Below are 16617 nucleotides of genomic sequence, written 5' to 3'. Positions count from 1 at the left end.
ATGCCCTTCCTGACCAACCGGATCCGCCGGGAATTCCTTGATACCTGCGAGAAGATCGAGCGCGGGTCGCTGAGCCTGCGTCTGCCGGGGGGAGAGGTGCGCCATTTTGGGCGCGGCACCCCGCATGCCGAAATGGAAATCCGCGACTGGCAGGCCGTTCTGATGATGGCCGCGCGCGGCGATGTTGGGCTGGGCGAGGCCTACGTATCAGGGCTTTGGGATACACCCTCGATCGAGGCGCTTTTGACTGTAGCCCTGAAAAACCTCGATATCGTCGATGGTTACGCCTATGCGGGCTTCTGGTCGAACCTGCGGTTTCGGATTGTTGACCGTTTGATGCGGGCCAATTCGATGCGCGGGGCCTCGCGCAATATCCGGGCGCATTATGATGTCGGCAACGAGTTCTACCAGATCTGGCTCGATGAGGGCATGAGCTACTCTTCGGCCCTGTTCGCGCCGGGCGACCGGGATCTGCACCGGGGGCAAAATCGCAAGCTCGACCGCATTCTCGACAATCTGGGGCAGGGCGAGCGGGTGCTGGAGATTGGCTGCGGTTGGGGCCATTTCGCCGAGCGGGCCGCCGAGCAGGGCCGCGATGTCACGGGCATCACGATCTCGCCCAGCCAGAAGGGCTATGCCGATGCGCGGCTGGACGGGCGCGCCGAGATCCGCCTGCAGGATTACCGTAAAACGCCGGGAAAATTCGACCATATCGTCTCGATCGAGATGATCGAGGCCGTGGGCGAGCGCTACTGGCCAACCTATTTCGGCAAGCTGAAAGAACGGCTCGCTGAGGGGGGAACGGCGATGATTCAGGCCATAACAGTGTCTGATTCCTACTTTCCGACCTATCGCGAGACCTCTGATTTCATCCGGCAATACACCTTCCCGGGCGGCATGCTTTTGTCTGATGGCGTGATCCGCGATCAGGCCGCGCGCGCGGGGCTGAGGGTGAAAGAGAGCTTTGGCTTCGGTCAGGACTATGCCGAGACCTGTCGGCAATGGGCACAACGTCTGAAAGATCGGGCGGAGCGTGCGGCGCAGATGGGCTATGGCCCTGATTTCCTGCGGGGCTGGCTCTACTATCTTGAAGCCTGCGCGGCGGCATTCGCCGTCGATCACACGGATGTGGTGCAGGTCCAGCTTGTTCATGCGAGGGCTTAAAATGAAGTATCTGGTCTTGATTGTGGTCTTGGTGCTTGCGGCCGTGCTGGTCCGGCAGGTGTTCTTTAGCTTCCAATCGCAAAAGCTGTCCGATTACGCATCCGACGGGCCTCCCTTCGATATCCGGCAGGCTTTTGACGGCCCGGTTATCGCGCATGGGATGATCTACGGGCCGAACGGGCGGGTGACCTCGCGCTTCCGGGCTTTGATGGTGGGCAAATTCACCAATACCGGCGGGGTGATCGAGGAAACTTTCGAATACGCCTCCGGGCGCAAACAGGTGCGCGAATGGCGGATCAAATTCGCTGAGGATGGCACGATCAGCTCGACCGCCGATGATATCGAGGGCACCGCGCGTATGGAGCAGCGCGGCAATGCGCTGGAGATGCATTACCGGTTGCGCCTGCCCGAGGATGCGGGCGGTCATGTGCTGGATGTGACGGATTGGATCTATCAGATGCCCGATGGCACGTTGCTCAACCGCTCACAGATGCGCAAATTCGGCATCAAGGTGGCCGAGCTTTTCGCGGTCATGCAACGCGAAACAGACACGATTCCGGCGCAATAATGCGTTTCGCACGATACCTTCATCACCTAACGCTGTCTGAAATAATAGATTTCAACGCGTTAGGTGATGAAGCCTATCTCAAGCTAAATACGAAACACCGCAGTCACTGAAAACAGCGCGCGCGCCCGTCATTGTCGATTGTCGCAGCCCCATCGATGATCGCATTGGCGCGCCGCGACACGAAGTTCGACGGCTTGGAGGCCGAACGGCCTTTCGGATCGGGGAGCACGGCGGCAATCAGCGCCGCTTGGCGGGCGGTCAGCTTGTCGGGCGTTGTGCGGAAATAGCGGTGAGCCGCGGCATCGACACCGAAGGCGCCGTTGTCGAACTCTGCCATGTTCAGATAGACCTCGAGAATGCGCCGCTTGCTCCAGATCGCTTCGACGACCGGGGTGAGCGCGGCTTCAATGGCCTTGCGCACCCAGCTTCGGCCCTGCCAGAGAAACACGTTTTTCACGACCTGCTGGGTGATCGTGGAGGCGCCCCGTTTGGAGCCGTCGTCGATTGCCTCGCGGATCGCGTGCATATCGAACCCCCAGTGATTGCAGAAATTGGCGTCCTCTGCGGCCACGACCGAGCGCGCCATCACCGGGGCGATGTCCTTCATCGGCACCCATTTCTGATCAATTGCGCCCAACCGGTGGCGCTCGGACCACATGTAGTAATCGGTGGGCGGGTTGACGAAAGCAAAGAGCACAATCAGAGCAACATAGATCCCGACCACGGCTAAAGCGGCCCGTCCGAGCCACTTTGCGCACAGTCTCAGCGGTGCTTTCAATCTTGTTTTCAGGCCCGGGCGGGTCTGGCCCTGCCGGGGTTTTCTGCGCGTGTTCTTCTTCGCCATGCCGTCATAAGCCACGCGAGGGCGGCCTTGGTCAAGCCGCCAGCAGCGAAACCTCGGGACCGCGTGCCACATGGCGCGCCGTGACCATGGTCTCGATCGGAGTGGCATGCGCGCGTGCCCATGCCGCACGGATCTCGGCGGCGACCTCAGGGCGTTCCTCAAGGATCATATTGCCGGGAAACAGGCTCTCGCTGCGGGCGCCTTCGGCAGTCACGATGTGATGGGCGTCAAGCAGCAGATGGATGTAGCGCAGACGCGGCATCGGGTTGAGCCGGATCGACGTGCCATTGACCAGATGCTTGGCGGCGACAAGCACTTCGCGGGTGCCACAGGCCAGCTCTGCGTTCCAGCCGGTGACAAGCATCCGGTGCTGTTGCGAGACGAGAAGGGGTCGGTCGTTGCCAATCGCATGCGCTTCAAATCGCACCGGGGCGTAGCTGCCAAAGCCCTGGACCGTGCGACCGCCTGCCCAAAGCACCGGAACCGCGCCCGCATCTTCGGTGAGCACCAGATCGCCCGCGCGCAACCATTCGATTGGGGTCGGGCCGCGCGGCGTCTCGATCAGCGTGCCGGAGACGAAGCATTCCGGGCCAAGTTCGCCCACGGGTGCCTGGGTGCTGTCGGTCACGTAGGTCGAGCTTACGAAGGTTGCGTTATGCAGGATCGAGCCATCGGTGGGCGTGAAGACCCTGTCGCCATTGCTGAGGTAGAATGTGTCGCCGGTGACGGTGAATTCCCGTCCATTGGCGTTTTGCACAGTGATCGTATCGCCGCGCCAGACATCGGTGACGCGCTGACCGTCAACGGTGTCATAGCCAAACCACGCGTTCGAGGGCGTGATCCAGTTGTCATTGTTGCGATCATTGAGCGTGAGCTGCGTTGGAGACAGCGCGGTGCCCTCTGCCGGGGGATTGCCCGGGTCAATATAATAAAACTGGTCCGTATAGGTTGCCATCTCACTGCCTGCTCATGTGTTTTTTTCCAAAGGTGCGCAGAACTAAGGCGAGAATAAGGCAGATTTGCGCGACCCGTTTCGCCAACCACCCCGGCGTTGCCCAACGGCCACGAAAAAGCGCGGGGCCATCGACCCCGCGCTTCGTCAGTCTCAATAGGGTGCGGCTTACTCTGCCGGCATTGCTTGCGGTTCGTCGCTGAGCGGATAGGGCAGGTGAATCAGCATTTCCTTGGGGCAAACCTGCAGGAAATTTGCTTTCTCGCTGTCCCAGTGCTGCAGCAGCTCTTCGGCCTTGCGCGAACCTGTCTCATGCACGTGGCGCTCGACCAGCTCCTTCAGCTCGGCTTCCCAATGCGCGTGGCCCAAGCCACAGGTCACAAGGCTTTCAAGGTTCATCAGGTCTTCGGCCACGCCGTCGGGATCGTAGAGATAGGCCATCCCGCCGGTCATCCCCGCGCCGAAATTCGGCCCGATGCTGCCAAGGATCACCGCGACCCCGCCGGTCATGTATTCGCACCCGTTCGAGCCACAGCCCTCGACCACGACCCGCGCACCCGAGTTGCGCACCGCAAAACGCTCGCCCGCGCGCCCGGCTGCGAAGAGATAGCCATCGGTGGCACCGTAAAGCACGGTATTGCCGATGATGGTGTTCTCCGAGGCGATCAGCGGGCTCGCCATCGGCGGACGCACGACAATCATCCCGCCCGAAAGCCCTTTGCCGACATAGTCATTCGCATCGCCCGATACCTCGATCTTGAGGCCCGGGGCCGCAAACGCCCCCAGCGACTGTCCGCAGGACCCGGTCAGCTTGACCGTCAGGTGATCGGGTTGCAGCGCGTTGCGCATCCCGAAATTCTTGACGATATGGCTTGAAGCGCGCGTCCCGATGGTCCGCAGCGTGTTGCGCACTGCGTAGGAGAGCTGCATCTTCTCGCCCTCCTCGAAGAAGCGCGCGCCGTCGCGGATGATCTCGGCATCGAGCGTGTCGGGCACCCAGTTGCGCGGCTTGGAGCGGTCGTAGACGATCTTGTCCCAGCCATCGACGGTGATCAGAAGCGGGTTCAGATCGAGATCGTCGAGATGGGCCGAGCCACGGCTGACCTGATGGAGCAGATCGGCGCGACCGATCACCTCATCCAGCGAGCGTGCCCCGATCGAGGCGAGGATCTCACGCACTTCCTGCGCATAGAAGGTGATCAGGTTCACGACCTTGTCCGCAGAGCCGGTGAATTTCTGACGCAGCTCGGGATCTTGCGTACACACGCCCACCGGGCAGGTGTTGGACTGGCACTGACGCACCATGATGCAGCCCATCGCGATCAGCGCGGCGGTGCCGATGCCGTATTCCTCGGCCCCCATCATCGCCGCCATCACGATATCGCGGCCCGTGCGCAGCCCGCCATCGGTGCGCAGCGTCACCCGCTCGCGCAGGTTGTTCATCGCAAGCACCTGATGCGCCTCGGTCAGACCCATCTCCCACGGGAGACCGGCATATTTGATCGAGGTCGCGGGCGAGGCCCCGGTGCCGCCGTTATGGCCCGAGATCAGGATGATATCGGCCTTGGCCTTGGCCACACCGGCTGCAATCGTGCCAACGCCCGAGCTGGCCACCAGCTTGACGGTGACTTTGACCTTCGGGTTGATCTGCTTGAGGTCATAGATCAGCTGCGCGAGGTCTTCGATCGAGTAGATGTCGTGATGCGGCGGCGGCGAAATCAGCGTCACCCCCTTGGTCGCATGGCGCAGCTTGGCGATCAGTTCGGTGACCTTCATGCCCGGAAGCTGGCCACCCTCGCCGGGCTTGGCGCCCTGCGCGACCTTGATCTCAAGCTCTTCGCAATGGTTGAGATATTCCGCCGTGACGCCGAAGCGCCCAGAGGCCACCTGTTTGATCTTGGCCGACGGGTTGTCGCCATTGGGCTCGGGCACGAAATGCGCCGGATCCTCGCCACCCTCGCCGGAATCCGATTTCGCGCCGATCCGGTTCATCGCGACGTTGAGCAGCTTATGCGCCTCGGGCGACAGCGCGCCCAAGCTCATGCCCGGCGTCACAAAGCGCTTGCGGATTGAGGTGATCGATTCCACCTCTTCGATCGGCACCGCCTTGGCCAGCGGCTTGATGTCGAGCATGTCGCGGATGTGGATCGGCGGATTGGCCCGCATCATTGCGGAATACTGCTTCCACAAATCGTAGCTCGCGCGGTTGCACGCCGCTTGCAGCATATGCATCGACTGCGCGCCCCAAGCATGGCTTTCGCCGGTGCGGCGGGATTTGTAGATGCCACCGATCGGGAGCACGTCCTGACCGCCCTGCCAGCCCTTGGCGTGGACCGCCTCTTGCTTGTGTTGGATGCCGTGCAGACCGATGCCCGAGATCCGGCTATGCATGCCGGGGAAATACTCGGCCACCATGGCGCGGCTCAGGCCCACGGCCTCGAAGTTCAGACCGCCACGATAGGACGAGATCACCGAGATCCCCATCTTCGACATGATCTTGAGCAGGCCCGCGCTGATCGCGTCGCGGTAGCGGCGCATCGCATCGACCAGAGATCCTTCGATCAGCCCGCGCGCAATGCGGTCTGCAATCGTGTCCTCGGCGAGATAGGCGTTCACCGTGGTCGCCCCCGAACCGATCAGCACTGCGAAATAATGCGGGTCGATACATTCGGCGGCGCGCACATTGATCGAGCAGAAGGTCCGCAGGCCTTTCTTGGTCAGCCAGCTATGCACAGCGCTCGTGGCCAGAATCATCGGCATCGCGATCTGGGTCTCGCTCTGAGCCTCGTCGCTCAGCACGATATGCAGAGCGCCCGAGCGCACGGCATCTTCGGCCTCGTTGCGAATCCGCGTCAGCGCGTCGCGCAGCGCATCGGGACCGGAGCCTGCGGGGAAGGTACAATCGATGGAGCTGACCTGCTCGCCAAACTCGGTGAGCATCGCATCGAATTCGGAATTGGCGAGGAAGGGCGTATCAAGCACCCAGATCTCGGTCTGCGAGCTGTCCTCGTCGAGCACGTTCTTGAGGTTGCCGAACCGCGTCTTCAGGCTCATCACGCGGCTTTCGCGCAAGCTGTCGATCGGCGGGTTGGTGACCTGGCTGAAATTCTGCCGGAAGAAATGGCTCAGCGGGCGATATTGCTTGGACAGAACCGCCGGGGGCGTATCATCGCCCATCGAGGCAATCGCCTCTTTGCCATCTTCGGCCATCGGCGCAAGGATCTGCTCGATCTCTTCCACCGAATAGCCCGCCGCGATCTGACGTTTGCGCAGCTCGGCGCCTTCGAATTTCGGCGCCTCCGGCACGTCGCGCAGCAGCACGTTGAGATCGGTGACCTTGCTCACCCAGTCGGAGAAGGGTTGCGCCTCGGCCAGTTTATCCTTGATCTCGGCATCGTGGTAGAGCTTGCCATGGGCCATATCGACCGCGATCATCTGACCCGGGCCAAGCGCGCCTTTTTCCACGACGGTGGATTCATCGACCGGGACCATACCGGCCTCCGAGCCCGCGATCAGCACGCCATCGCCCGTGATCACATAGCGCAGCGGCCGCAGACCGTTGCGATCCAGTCCGCCACAGACCCAGCGGCCATCGGTCATCGCCAGAGCAGCCGGGCCATCCCAAGGCTCGATCACCGCGTTGGAATAGGCATACATATCGCGCAGCGCCTTGGGCATCGTGTCGTCATTCGACCACGGCTCGGGCACCAGCATCGTCTTGACCATCGGCGCTGAACGGCCCGAGCGCACCATCAGCTCGAACACCGCATCCAGCGCGCCCGAATCCGAGGCCCCTGCCGGGATGATCGGCTTGATGTCTTCGGCGCTGTCGCCAAAGGCCGAAGACGCCATCCGGATCTCGTGGCTTTTCATCCAGTTGATGTTGCCCTTGATCGTGTTGATCTCGCCGTTATGCGCCAGCATGCGGAACGGCTGGGCCAGCCACCATTGCGGGAAGGTGTTGGTGGAATAGCGCTGGTGATAGATCGCAAAAGCGCTTTCAAACCGCTCATCCTTGAGATCGGGATAGAACTCCGCGACCTGCTCGGCCAGCATCATGCCTTTGTAGATGATCGAGCGGCAGGAGAACGAGCACATGTAAAGCCCGTTGACCTGAGCGGCCACGGCGGCTTTCTCGATCCGGCGGCGGATGATGTACAGCTCGCGCTCGAACTGCACGTCGTCGATATCCTTGTCGTTGCGGATCAGGATCTGCTCGATCTCGGGGCGCGTGGCGTTGGCCTTTTCGCCCAGAACTTCGGTGTTCACCGGGACGTGGCGCCAGCCGTAGATATAGTGGCCCATCCGCAGAACTTCCGATTCCACGATCGTGCGGCAGCGCTCCTGCGCGCCGAAATCGGTGCGCGGCAGAAAGACCTGACCGACCGCGACCATCTTCTCCATATCCGGCTCGTGCCCGGTGCGGCGGATCTGATCGTAGAAGAAGGGCGCCGGGATCTGGACGTGGATGCCTGCGCCATCGCCGGTCTTGCCATCGGCATCGACCGCACCGCGATGCCAGATCGCCTTGAGCGCATCAATGCCGCTTTCGACGACCTTGCGGGTTGCTTTGCCGTCGATGGCGACCACAAGACCCACGCCGCAAGAGGCTTTCTCATCCTCTTCCTTCCAGAGCGAATTTTCATTCATCCACTGGCGTTTGGCTTCCTGTGCGGTCACCCAGGCTTCATCAAATTTCGTCATGTCCGGCCTCCTTCGGAGAAAGCAAAATATCTGCAGCTGAGAACGCGGCGCGCGGCGCGCCGTCCTCGTGCGGTTCGCGCGCCACGTCATGGCTGCGCTTGGGAGAGGTGAAATGCCGATCTCCCGCATTTTCGGGGATGCGGCGGGCTCGGTGCCATTCGTCCTGCAGAGCGGGATCGGCGGAATATCGCGGAGCGGCGGCGATCACGCGATTGATCGGTGCCATCTGGTGCAACGCCATCATGAGGGCCTGCCTGCGGGGATCGACCCCGTCATCATCATGTCGCAGTCATATTGCGGGGTCTGGCTGGAAAAGCCCGGATCGCCCGGACCATCGAAGCGCACGGGACTGTCGTCAAAGGAGGTCCGGTCGCCTGCGCTGTTCTCGAACCGCTCAGGGCCGCTCAGGAAGATCCGGAACTTGGCGCTGATATATTGCATGCCGCTGCGCGTCGAAAGCAACTGCCCCGCGCCGTCATATTCGTGGATCTCAAAGCTGCATTTCTGGAGCGGCATGCCGTCGATGGTCACGCTCTCGCCCGTGAGCGTGTCGTGGCCTTTGTAGTGCCGGGTCTCGCCGAAATTGTTGCGCATGACGAAGTCATAATCGTCGCGCCCCTCTGAAAGCAGCGCGCTGAAAGAGGCATTGTCGCGCGAGGCCGCCGCGTCGAGCCGGTCGATCTCTCCGGTCTCGATCGTATGGGATTCGATCCAGCGCGTCTCGGAATCGATCCGGCTGTCGAAATAGATCCCGTTGCCATCGGCATAAGCCACGCGCTGATCGCCTTCGGGATCGGCAGCGCAGCGATAGAAATTGGCGACCTGGCAATTGCGCAGCTGTGCCGTGAGATAGACATCGCAGCCCGCAGGGGGCGAGAAATCGGCGGCATGCAGGGGCAGGGCGCTTGTCAGCCCCCCGCACAGACCCAGCATGATTGCAGCCGTTCTCATCATTGCGTCCTTCGCGTCGTTCAGATGCGCGGCGTTACTCAGCCGCGACCGAGGTGGTCGTTGCGAGATAGCGCAGCATCTCTTCACCGGCTTCGCGCCCATCGCGGATCGCCCAGACCACAAGGCTGGCCCCGCGCACGATATCGCCCACGGCATAGACGCCAGGGATCGAGGTCGCATGGGTGCCAAACTGCGCCTTGACCGTTCCCCAACGGGTGGTCTCCAGCTCTTCGGCATCCCAATCGGCCTGAATATCTTCGGGCTCGAAGCCGAGCGCCTTGATCACCAGATCCGCGCCCTCTTCATAGATCCCGCCCTCGATTTTCTCGGGGCTCTGGCGGCCGGACGCATCGGGCGCGCCAAGACGCATCTTTTGCACCGAGACCTGCGAGACCGGATTGCCGGAGAACCCGGCGGGGGCTGCGAGCCAGACAAATTCGACGCCCTCTTCTTCGGCGTTTTGCACTTCGCGCTGGCTGCCCGGCATGTTGGCGCGGTCGCGGCGATAGAGGCATTTGACGCTGGTGGCGCCCTGCCGGATCGCGGTGCGCACGCAGTCCATTGCGGTGTCACCGCCGCCGATCACGACGACGCGCTTGCCGCTGGCATTAAGCGTGCCGTCCTCGAACTCGGGCACATCATCGCCGAAGCTTTTCTTGTTCGACGCGGTCAGGAAGTCGATGGCGCGCACGATCCCGGCGGCATCGGCGCCCTCATTCGTAAGCTCGCGCGTTTTATAGACGCCCGCCGCGATCAGGACCGCATCATGCTTGCCGCGGATCGCGTCAAAGGAGATGTCGGTGCCGACATTGCAGTTGAGCACAAACTCGACGCCGCCATCTTCCAGCTGCTTCACGCGCTGCATGACGATGTCCTTTTCCAGCTTGAAGCCGGGGATACCGTAGGTCAGCAGACCGCCCGCGCGGTCATACCGGTCATAGACAGTGACCTGAACGCCTGCCCGACGCAGCACGTCAGCGGCCGACAGCCCGCCGGGGCCCGCGCCGATGATGGCCACGCTTTCGGCCCGGTCGGTCGCCGGTTTGATCGGCTTGACCCAGCCCATGTCGAAGGCGGTGTCGGTGATGTATTTCTCGACGGCGCCGATGGTGACCGTGCCATGACCCGATTGCTCGATCACGCAATTGCCTTCGCACAGCCGGTCCTGCGGGCAGATGCGACCGCAGATCTCGGGGAAGGTATTGGTGGCTTGGCTGATCTCATAGGCCTCTTGAAGGCGGCCTTCGGCTGTCAGACGCAGCCAGTCGGGGATGTTGTTGTGCAGCGGGCAATGCGACTGGCAATAGGGCACGCCACATTGGCTGCAGCGGCCGGATTGTTCGGCTGCTTTCTCGGCGGCAAATTCGCGATAGATTTCACCGAAGTCATGCGAGCGGACGTCCGCATCACGCTTCTGAGGCATCTCTTTCGCCGTCTTGACGAATTTGAGCATCGGTTGCTTGGCCATCACGGTGCCTCCCTTGGAACAAAGTGGGTATGCTTTGCTACACCGCTTCACGGAGCAATAAAAGTAAGCTGTGCTGACCTATTTATGAATTTTCGGCCCTTTGTCGCGCAAAACTGAGAGAAAATCCGCGAAATTAGGTCAGCTATGTTTACTATATGGCAAAATGAGCGTGCATATCAGGGCTATAAGCAGGGCCGCGCTGGTGATTCGCGGTCCTCAACTCACCACGCCAGCTGCCGCTAGGAGCAGCAAAGCGCCGCCAAACAGGATCCGGTAGATCGCAAAGGCGGTGAAACGGTGGGTCTGGATGAAGCCGAGCAGCCATTTCACCGCGACGAATGCCGTGATGGTCGAGACCACAAAACCGATCCCGAGAGACAGCCAGTCCTCCGAATGGGCGCCGCCGCTCGTGACCTGCTTGAGCAGTTCGTAGCCGCTGGCGGCATACATCGTGGGAATGCCGACGAGAAAGGCAAACTCGGTCGCGGCGCGTCGGTTCGACGTGCCCAGCAGCATCGCGATGAAGATCGTGCTGGCCGAGCGCGAGGTGCCGGGAAACACCCCGGCGATGATCTGTGCGATCCCGACTGCGATTGCGACGCGCCAAAGAATGACGCTGCGATCAGGTTGACGTTCGGCGAGGCGTTCCGCCCCGATCATCCAGAATCCGCCGATCACCAGCGCCCAGGCGATGGGCTGGATCGTGGTCGGCAGCTCGAAGCCGAGTTTCTTGACGACCAGCCCAAGAACGGCGGTGATCAGGAAGGCCACGGCCAGCTTGGCAAGGTAGTCGCGATTCTCAGGGTCGCGCCAATGCGTGAACAGCTCGATGAGCCGACCCCAATAGATCAGGGTCACGGCCAGAATAGCGCCCGCCTGAATGACGATATTATAGGTGTCCGAACGCGCGCCCAGCCAATGCTCGGCCACAAGCAGGTGCCCCGTGCTGGAAATCGGAAGAAACTCGGTGATACCCTCGATCACGCCGAGCAAGACATCGTTGAAGTAATTCAAGATGATCCGCCTTTTTCAGAGAGCCAGAACAGGTAGGTTCAGATGGATTTGCGCAGGTTCTTGGCCGAGGCCTTGATCGCGTCGTACTGACCGCCGGGACGGAAGCGCCACAGGTAGCCGGGCAGAACGGCCTCCATTGCGGTGGGCTGAATGCCCAGATCCGCAAAGCCCTTGGCGTCGGGGGCCACAACATTATCGGCGCTCAGCGATTTCACCTGATCGCGGGTGAGCGTGCGATTCACGAACAGCCCGCCCGTTACGGCCTGCATCAGATCGAAGACCCCGGCCAAAATGCCCGCCATCCAAAATGGCAGCGAGACTACGAACCGGCGACGGTTGATCGACTCGAGCATCTCGGTGATCAGGGTGCGGAAGCTCTCGGTATCGGGACCGCCAAGCTCATAAATGCCGGGAGCCACTTTGCCGTTCACGCCCATGACTGCGGCCTTGGCAACGTCATCGACATAAACCGGCTGGAATTTCGTCTTGCCGCCAGTGATCGGCAGGACCGGCGTCAGCCGCGTCATCGCGGCGAATTTGTTGAAGAAGCCGTCCTCATTGCCGAAAATGACCGAGGGGCGGAGGATCACGGCGTTCGGATAGGCGTCGAGCACGGCTTTCTCGCCGGCGGCCTTGGTGCGGGCGTACTCGCTGTCGCTCTCGGGATCGGCGCCGATGGCCGAGATCTGAACCAGTTGGCCGATTCCCTGCTCGGCGGCGAGTCGCGCCACGCGCGCCGCGCCTTCGGTCTGGACCGCGCCGAACTTGTTCTTGCCCTCATTGACGAGAATACCCACGCAATTCACGACCGCGTCGGCGCCCTGCATCGCGGCGCGCACGCTATCTTCGTCGCGGATGTTGCACAGGATCGGCTCTACCTGACCGACGGCACCGTAGGGTTTGACGAACAAAGCTTCGTTCGGGCGGCGCACGGCCACGCGAATGCGCCAGCCTTCCTTGGCCAACCTGCGGGCTATGTAGCGCCCCACAAAGCCAGAACCGCCATAGATCGTGACCAGCTTGGACATGCGCACAAGTCCTTCCTTAGAAAGAATTCCCTTTCTGATTAGCGTCTCACACACACAGGAACAAGGCCAAAGCCACATCACAGGCAAGTGTCGGCAAAATTCGTGCGAAGCCCCGTTGACAGTGCTTGTGGCGCTCTGTAAATCGCCCCCACGACACCTGCCCAGGTGGCGGAATTGGTAGACGCGCACGGTTCAGGTCCGTGTGCCGCAAGGCGTGGAGGTTCGAGTCCTCTCCTGGGCACCATTCTTTCCGAAGAATGTCACGTGTTCGTTCATTGTTTTCCCTTTGGCCTCCTTTTGGTCATGTTTTGGAAGATCACGGGAAGTCCGTAACCCAATCTTTGCCAACCCAGATACGATGTGTTTACTATTCTGGGTATGGCGACGATTCTTAAAACGGCTCACGGTTGGCAGGCGCAAGTTGCGCGGCGCATAGACGGCAAGGCCGTCCGCAAGGCCAAGACATTTAAGACCAAGCGTGACGCTCAGGTGTGGGCGCGTGAATTTGAGGTTGGCATTTCCGCAGGAACCGCCAGCAGCGACACCTTGCGACAGGTATTTGACCGCTACGCCCTTGAGCGATCCAAGGGTAAGAAAGGCGAGCGTTGGGAAGTGATCCGACTCAATCGGTTTGCCGTCGATCTGGTTAACGGCAAGCCATTGGGTGAATACGTCATTGGCGATGTGACAACCGCAGATCTGGTCGCATGGCGCGATATGCGCCTTGGTCTCGTAAAGCCCGCCAGTGTGTCGCGTGAAATGAACCTGCTTAAGCATGTCTTCGCCACCGCTACGAAAGAGTGGGGATTGCTGCGCATCAATCCGATGGAAGATGTGAGACGCCCCGCCCGTGCCAAGCGCAGAAAGCGCCGGATCTACCAAGATGAAATTGACAAGATGTTTGAGGCGCTGGACCTTGCTTGCGAACCTTGGGTCACCGAAAAGCAGATCACGGGCGCGATGTTCTTGTTTGCTATCGAAACGGCCATGCGGTCCGGGGAAATTCGTGACATTACCAACAGGCACGTCAGCGGCAACGTGATCCACTTGCCAGAGACAAAGAACGACCATGCCCGCGATGTTCCGCTTACCACGCGAGCGCTTGAAATTCTTGAGGCGGTCAGAGGCAACAAAACCGAACCCGATCAGCATCCGTTCGATATTGACGCAGAGAGCCGCGACAGCGTTTTCCGCGCCGCCGCCAAACGTGCTAAGATTGAGAACCTGCATTTCCATGATACGCGGCATGAGGCTATCACCCGCTTGGCGAAGCGGTTTGAAATCCTCGATCTGGCGCGCGTTACTGGTCATAAGAACCTTAATGAGTTACTGACATATTACGAAGCATCGGGCGAAGAATTGGCCGAGCGGCTCAATTCATCGACTTCCAAGGATGAAACCAAGTAGGGCGAACCATCGCCGCCAGAGACACGGGTAAAGCGTCCCTCCCTGATCCAGTTGCGGATTGTCTTTTCCGACTTTCTGAGACGGGCCGCGACGGTTGCGACCGGCAACCATGCCTCAGGTCCCTTTGACGCGACAAGCGCCTCAGAAATGGCGCTGTGAATAAGCGCCTTGAGTTCGTCAGGGGATATGACAACCACTTGGTTCACTTGGTCGCCCTCATGAATTTAGTCATTTCCGCGACCCCATTTAGCGCCGGTCCGTAGAGTGTTCTGCGGATCTCCATCCGTGTGGGGTCGATATGCTGACAGTCATTCCCGAAAGTCAGTCGAATTGCGTTATGGCCGGGGCCTTCGCGCCGATAGCCATCAGCAGAAACTCCAGCGGCTTTTTCGTGAAGTGTAATTTCCGCCGACAGGAAGTCGCCCTGTTCGATTAGCTCGATCTTATCGAAGCTGTTAAAATCATGCTCAGGGGAGTGAGCGACGAAAAGCATGATAAGCGCCCACGCAAGCGCAGCCCCATCAGGACGCTGCATTCCGCGCATCCCCAAAGAAAAGCCCTCTAGAACGTCATTCACATCATCTGGAAGATTGTTCGGATAGAACGGGCCTCTCCAGCCAGCTACATCATTTGCGTCAATCTCGATCCCAACGAGACCCAATGACATAATTTCTTCAACCGATTCTTTGATTTTTGACGGCGCGGCGCTGGACAAAGCGCAGAAAACTAACGCAGCAAAATCAGCCAAGATCAGATCTGGTGCGTTTCCTCCGCGCTTACCTTTGGTGAAAAGGCCCTGATCGCGCCCCTTAACGATAAGCGAGTGCGCGCGCCCCTCGTCTCCAAGGGTTCTTTCTAGCCAATTTCTGCCGTCTGTTAGTTTTGCCATGCTCACATAAATACCAGCGGTTCTTTTTGTGGTCAAGCATAAAAACCGCCAGTGTATTTGATGGAAAAGTTTAGGCGTCCGTCTCGTGATCTCTCCTTCACGCGAAGAAAGCAGGGCCAAGGCTGCATCGCGCAGCTTTGGCCCCCTGATCGGCCCCGCTTCCAACGTGCCGATCCTGCACCGCGCCCCATTGGAGGCTCCCGAGGGAGAAAAGGAGGCCGTGCCATGTCGGGGTTTTCGCCATGAAGGCGGGCACTCACCGACTAATCCCAGACGCTTCGCGGTGCCTGACCCGCTAGGCGCGTCCTCGCCCTAACCTTGTCGCGCCACCTCATAGCTATCGCGAATCATTCGGCGCACATCGCCTAAGAAAATCCAATCCAGCGATGCGCCATAGCGAACACAGAAATTAAGCAGTTCTGGCGCAGGCGCTCCATCCTCGGACAAGAGGCGCGAAGGGGGATGAACCCCGATAGTATCCGCGTAAAACTGCATCCGTGCTTCGGCTTCGGTATAGTCTTTATTCATCGTTCATTCTCCAAATTTAACAAATCACGCCGCCCCGTCATTCTGGCCCCAGTTCACCAGCTTCAACGCTTGGTCAGGATCAACGCCCGCCTCTTTCGCCGCAGCCAAGGCTTGCACAACGCCAACCGCAGCCCTTGCGCGCCCGCCTGAATCATACGCCTGCAAGGGGCGTAATGTGTCGATCATAACCTCTTGGCCTAGCTTTTCGGTCGCTTCCTCAGCCATCCCCATCGCCACCGGCTGCAAGTGCCATTGAGCGAAATTTCTCTGAATTTCTCTAATTGCAGGCCCCGTGGTCGCCTTGTTATTGAGGCCGGGAAGGATGCCAAACGCCGCGTTGATTTGGTCGCGCGCCTTGTCCAGCGTCTCGCCCATCTGCGCCTTGGATAGATCGGGGGTGAGGTCATTGGCCCGCCAATCCTGCATTGGCGCAGGTCCACCCGCCGCCTGCACTTGGACGCTTTCGCGCACTAGCACCTTGCCGCGTGATCCACGAAAGCCCCGCGCAATGTCTGCAAGGTCGGTTTCCGGCGTCTCAGGCATTGGCACGATTGAGGAACCTAGAGGCGCATCGCCGTAAACATCGCACAAGGCCCGCTCAATGGTTTCCAGCAGATCCGCCGACAAGCTGGCGCGCTTCAAGGGAGCCGTGCCAAGCCAAGGCTGGCTTGCATCTGCACCGATACGGAAATGCAGCACCTCGCCCGCAAGCGCGGTCATTGTCTTGCCACCGCCTGCATCTGGCAGGGTCAGGCGATAGGCGACAGGCCGGGAAAGCCGGGTTGATAAATCCCAATCAGCGACAGGCAAAAGCGCGTCTTCTGTGATATAGAAAAGCGCCTCGCCCCGTAGCGCCAGCATTCGCCCAGCGATTGCCAGCGAACGCCGGTTTAGAAGGTCGGTGCCTTCAACGTCAGCAAGGCTTAGGCCATTTTCCCAGAGCGTCACCGCCCCTTGAACGGTCGCCGTGAGTTCGGCCCGCCCGGTTGTGCCGGTGATGTATCCGGCGCGGGCTTGGATCATCTGCGCCGTGTAGGTCGATGCCGCCCGCGTTTCGGTCTTGCGTTTGAAAGGCCACATTATTTCTGCCTCCGATATGG

At 60.4% G+C, this 16617-nt stretch carries 15 protein-coding genes and 1 tRNA gene; 4 read left to right on the top strand and 12 right to left on the bottom strand.

The features are described from left to right. Together DL1_RS14630 and DL1_RS14625 are read left to right on the top strand one after the other, a co-directional pair. Complete coding sequence (locus tag DL1_RS14630) at positions 1 to 1164, top strand: SAM-dependent methyltransferase (protein WP_038067852.1); 1164 nt, start codon at positions 1 to 3, stop codon at positions 1162 to 1164. Position 1165: 1 nt separating this feature from the next. Further along, positions 1166 to 1732 carry a DUF3833 domain-containing protein gene (locus DL1_RS14625; protein WP_038067795.1) on the top strand — a complete coding sequence of 189 codons (567 nt, stop codon included), beginning with the start codon at positions 1166 to 1168 and terminating at the stop codon, positions 1730 to 1732. 103 nt (positions 1733 to 1835) lie between these two features. Here the strand turns inward: DL1_RS14625 and mtgA are convergent, their stop codons facing one another. The 8 genes from mtgA to DL1_RS14585 all read right to left on the bottom strand — a co-directional run bounded on the left by mtgA (position 1836) and on the right by DL1_RS14585 (position 12693). Further along, complete coding sequence (gene mtgA / locus DL1_RS14620) at positions 1836 to 2576, bottom strand: monofunctional biosynthetic peptidoglycan transglycosylase (RefSeq protein ID WP_038067793.1); 741 nt, start codon at positions 2574 to 2576, stop codon at positions 1836 to 1838. 31 nt (positions 2577 to 2607) lie between these two features. Then, positions 2608 to 3531 carry a Hint domain-containing protein gene (locus DL1_RS14615; protein ID WP_051693585.1) on the bottom strand — a complete coding sequence of 308 codons (924 nt, stop codon included), beginning with the start codon at positions 3529 to 3531 and terminating at the stop codon, positions 2608 to 2610. A gap of 165 nt (positions 3532 to 3696) precedes the next feature. Next, positions 3697 to 8232, bottom strand: coding sequence for a glutamate synthase large subunit (gltB, locus tag DL1_RS14610; RefSeq protein WP_038067792.1), 4536 nt, complete (start codon positions 8230 to 8232; stop codon positions 3697 to 3699). Beyond that, positions 8219 to 8476: a hypothetical protein gene (locus DL1_RS14605; RefSeq protein WP_038067790.1), complete on the bottom strand. Its 258-nt coding sequence runs from the start codon at positions 8474 to 8476 to the stop codon at positions 8219 to 8221. The genes gltB and DL1_RS14605 overlap by 14 nt, the downstream gene beginning before the upstream one ends. Continuing rightward, on the bottom strand, positions 8473 to 9183 hold the full coding sequence (locus DL1_RS14600; RefSeq protein ID WP_245739616.1) for a hypothetical protein: 711 nt from the start codon (positions 9181 to 9183) through the stop codon (positions 8473 to 8475). The genes DL1_RS14605 and DL1_RS14600 overlap by 4 nt, the downstream gene beginning before the upstream one ends. A 34-nt stretch (positions 9184 to 9217) precedes the next feature. Continuing rightward, complete coding sequence (locus tag DL1_RS14595; protein ID WP_038067787.1) at positions 9218 to 10651, bottom strand: NAD(P)-dependent oxidoreductase; 1434 nt, start codon at positions 10649 to 10651, stop codon at positions 9218 to 9220. A gap of 216 nt (positions 10652 to 10867) precedes the next feature. Beyond that, positions 10868 to 11665, bottom strand: coding sequence for an undecaprenyl-diphosphate phosphatase (locus DL1_RS14590; RefSeq protein ID WP_038067785.1), 798 nt, complete (start codon positions 11663 to 11665; stop codon positions 10868 to 10870). 38 nt (positions 11666 to 11703) lie between these two features. After that, on the bottom strand, positions 11704 to 12693 hold the full coding sequence (locus DL1_RS14585; protein ID WP_038067784.1) for a complex I NDUFA9 subunit family protein: 990 nt from the start codon (positions 12691 to 12693) through the stop codon (positions 11704 to 11706). A gap of 159 nt (positions 12694 to 12852) precedes the next feature. On the opposite strand from DL1_RS14585, the gene DL1_RS14580 reads away from it, so the two are divergent. Continuing rightward, a tRNA-Leu gene (locus DL1_RS14580) sits at positions 12853 to 12937 on the top strand. A gap of 116 nt (positions 12938 to 13053) precedes the next feature. Further along, complete coding sequence (locus tag DL1_RS14575) at positions 13054 to 14100, top strand: site-specific integrase (protein ID WP_162178761.1); 1047 nt, start codon at positions 13054 to 13056, stop codon at positions 14098 to 14100. Here DL1_RS14575 and DL1_RS22390 read toward each other — a convergent pair. The 4 genes from DL1_RS22390 to DL1_RS14560 form a co-directional block, all read right to left on the bottom strand. Beyond that, entirely contained in the window at positions 14031 to 14297 is a 267-nt protein-coding gene (locus DL1_RS22390; RefSeq protein WP_487044144.1) for a helix-turn-helix domain-containing protein, read from the bottom strand. The genes DL1_RS14575 and DL1_RS22390 overlap by 70 nt on opposite strands. Before the next feature lie 5 nt (positions 14298 to 14302). Beyond that, complete coding sequence (locus DL1_RS14570; protein ID WP_162178760.1) at positions 14303 to 15154, bottom strand: hypothetical protein; 852 nt, start codon at positions 15152 to 15154, stop codon at positions 14303 to 14305. Between the two features lie 147 nt (positions 15155 to 15301). After that, positions 15302 to 15517 (bottom strand): hypothetical protein, encoded by a 216-nt coding sequence (locus DL1_RS14565; RefSeq protein ID WP_038067780.1) that lies wholly within the window; start codon positions 15515 to 15517, stop codon positions 15302 to 15304. A 24-nt stretch (positions 15518 to 15541) separates the two neighbouring features. Next, complete coding sequence (locus tag DL1_RS14560; RefSeq protein WP_038067778.1) at positions 15542 to 16597, bottom strand: phage portal protein; 1056 nt, start codon at positions 16595 to 16597, stop codon at positions 15542 to 15544. Positions 16598 to 16617: the final 20 nt, after the last annotated feature.

This window comes from Thioclava dalianensis, assembly GCF_000715505.1.
Taxonomy (GTDB): Bacteria; Pseudomonadota; Alphaproteobacteria; order Rhodobacterales; family Rhodobacteraceae; genus Thioclava; species Thioclava dalianensis.
Note: the sequence above shows the minus strand (reverse complement) of the source record. Positions and strands in the feature narration are given on the sequence as shown.

Coding starts and splice junctions, on each gene's coding strand:
- DL1_RS14630 (WP_038067852.1), top strand. CDS start 1: ATGCCCTTCCTGACCAACCGGATCCGCCGGGAATTCCTTGATACCTGC.
- DL1_RS14625 (WP_038067795.1), top strand. CDS start 1,166: ATGAAGTATCTGGTCTTGATTGTGGTCTTGGTGCTTGCGGCCGTGCTG.
- mtgA (WP_038067793.1), bottom strand. CDS start 2,576: ATGGCGAAGAAGAACACGCGCAGAAAACCCCGGCAGGGCCAGACCCGC.
- DL1_RS14615 (WP_051693585.1), bottom strand. CDS start 3,531: ATGGCAACCTATACGGACCAGTTTTATTATATTGACCCGGGCAATCCC.
- gltB (WP_038067792.1), bottom strand. CDS start 8,232: ATGACGAAATTTGATGAAGCCTGGGTGACCGCACAGGAAGCCAAACGC.
- DL1_RS14605 (WP_038067790.1), bottom strand. CDS start 8,476: ATGATGGCGTTGCACCAGATGGCACCGATCAATCGCGTGATCGCCGCC.
- DL1_RS14600 (WP_245739616.1), bottom strand. CDS start 9,183: ATGAGAACGGCTGCAATCATGCTGGGTCTGTGCGGGGGGCTGACAAGC.
- DL1_RS14595 (WP_038067787.1), bottom strand. CDS start 10,651: ATGGCCAAGCAACCGATGCTCAAATTCGTCAAGACGGCGAAAGAGATG.
- DL1_RS14585 (WP_038067784.1), bottom strand. CDS start 12,693: ATGTCCAAGCTGGTCACGATCTATGGCGGTTCTGGCTTTGTGGGGCGC.
- DL1_RS14565 (WP_038067780.1), bottom strand. CDS start 15,517: ATGAATAAAGACTATACCGAAGCCGAAGCACGGATGCAGTTTTACGCG.
- DL1_RS14560 (WP_038067778.1), bottom strand. CDS start 16,597: ATGTGGCCTTTCAAACGCAAGACCGAAACGCGGGCGGCATCGACCTAC.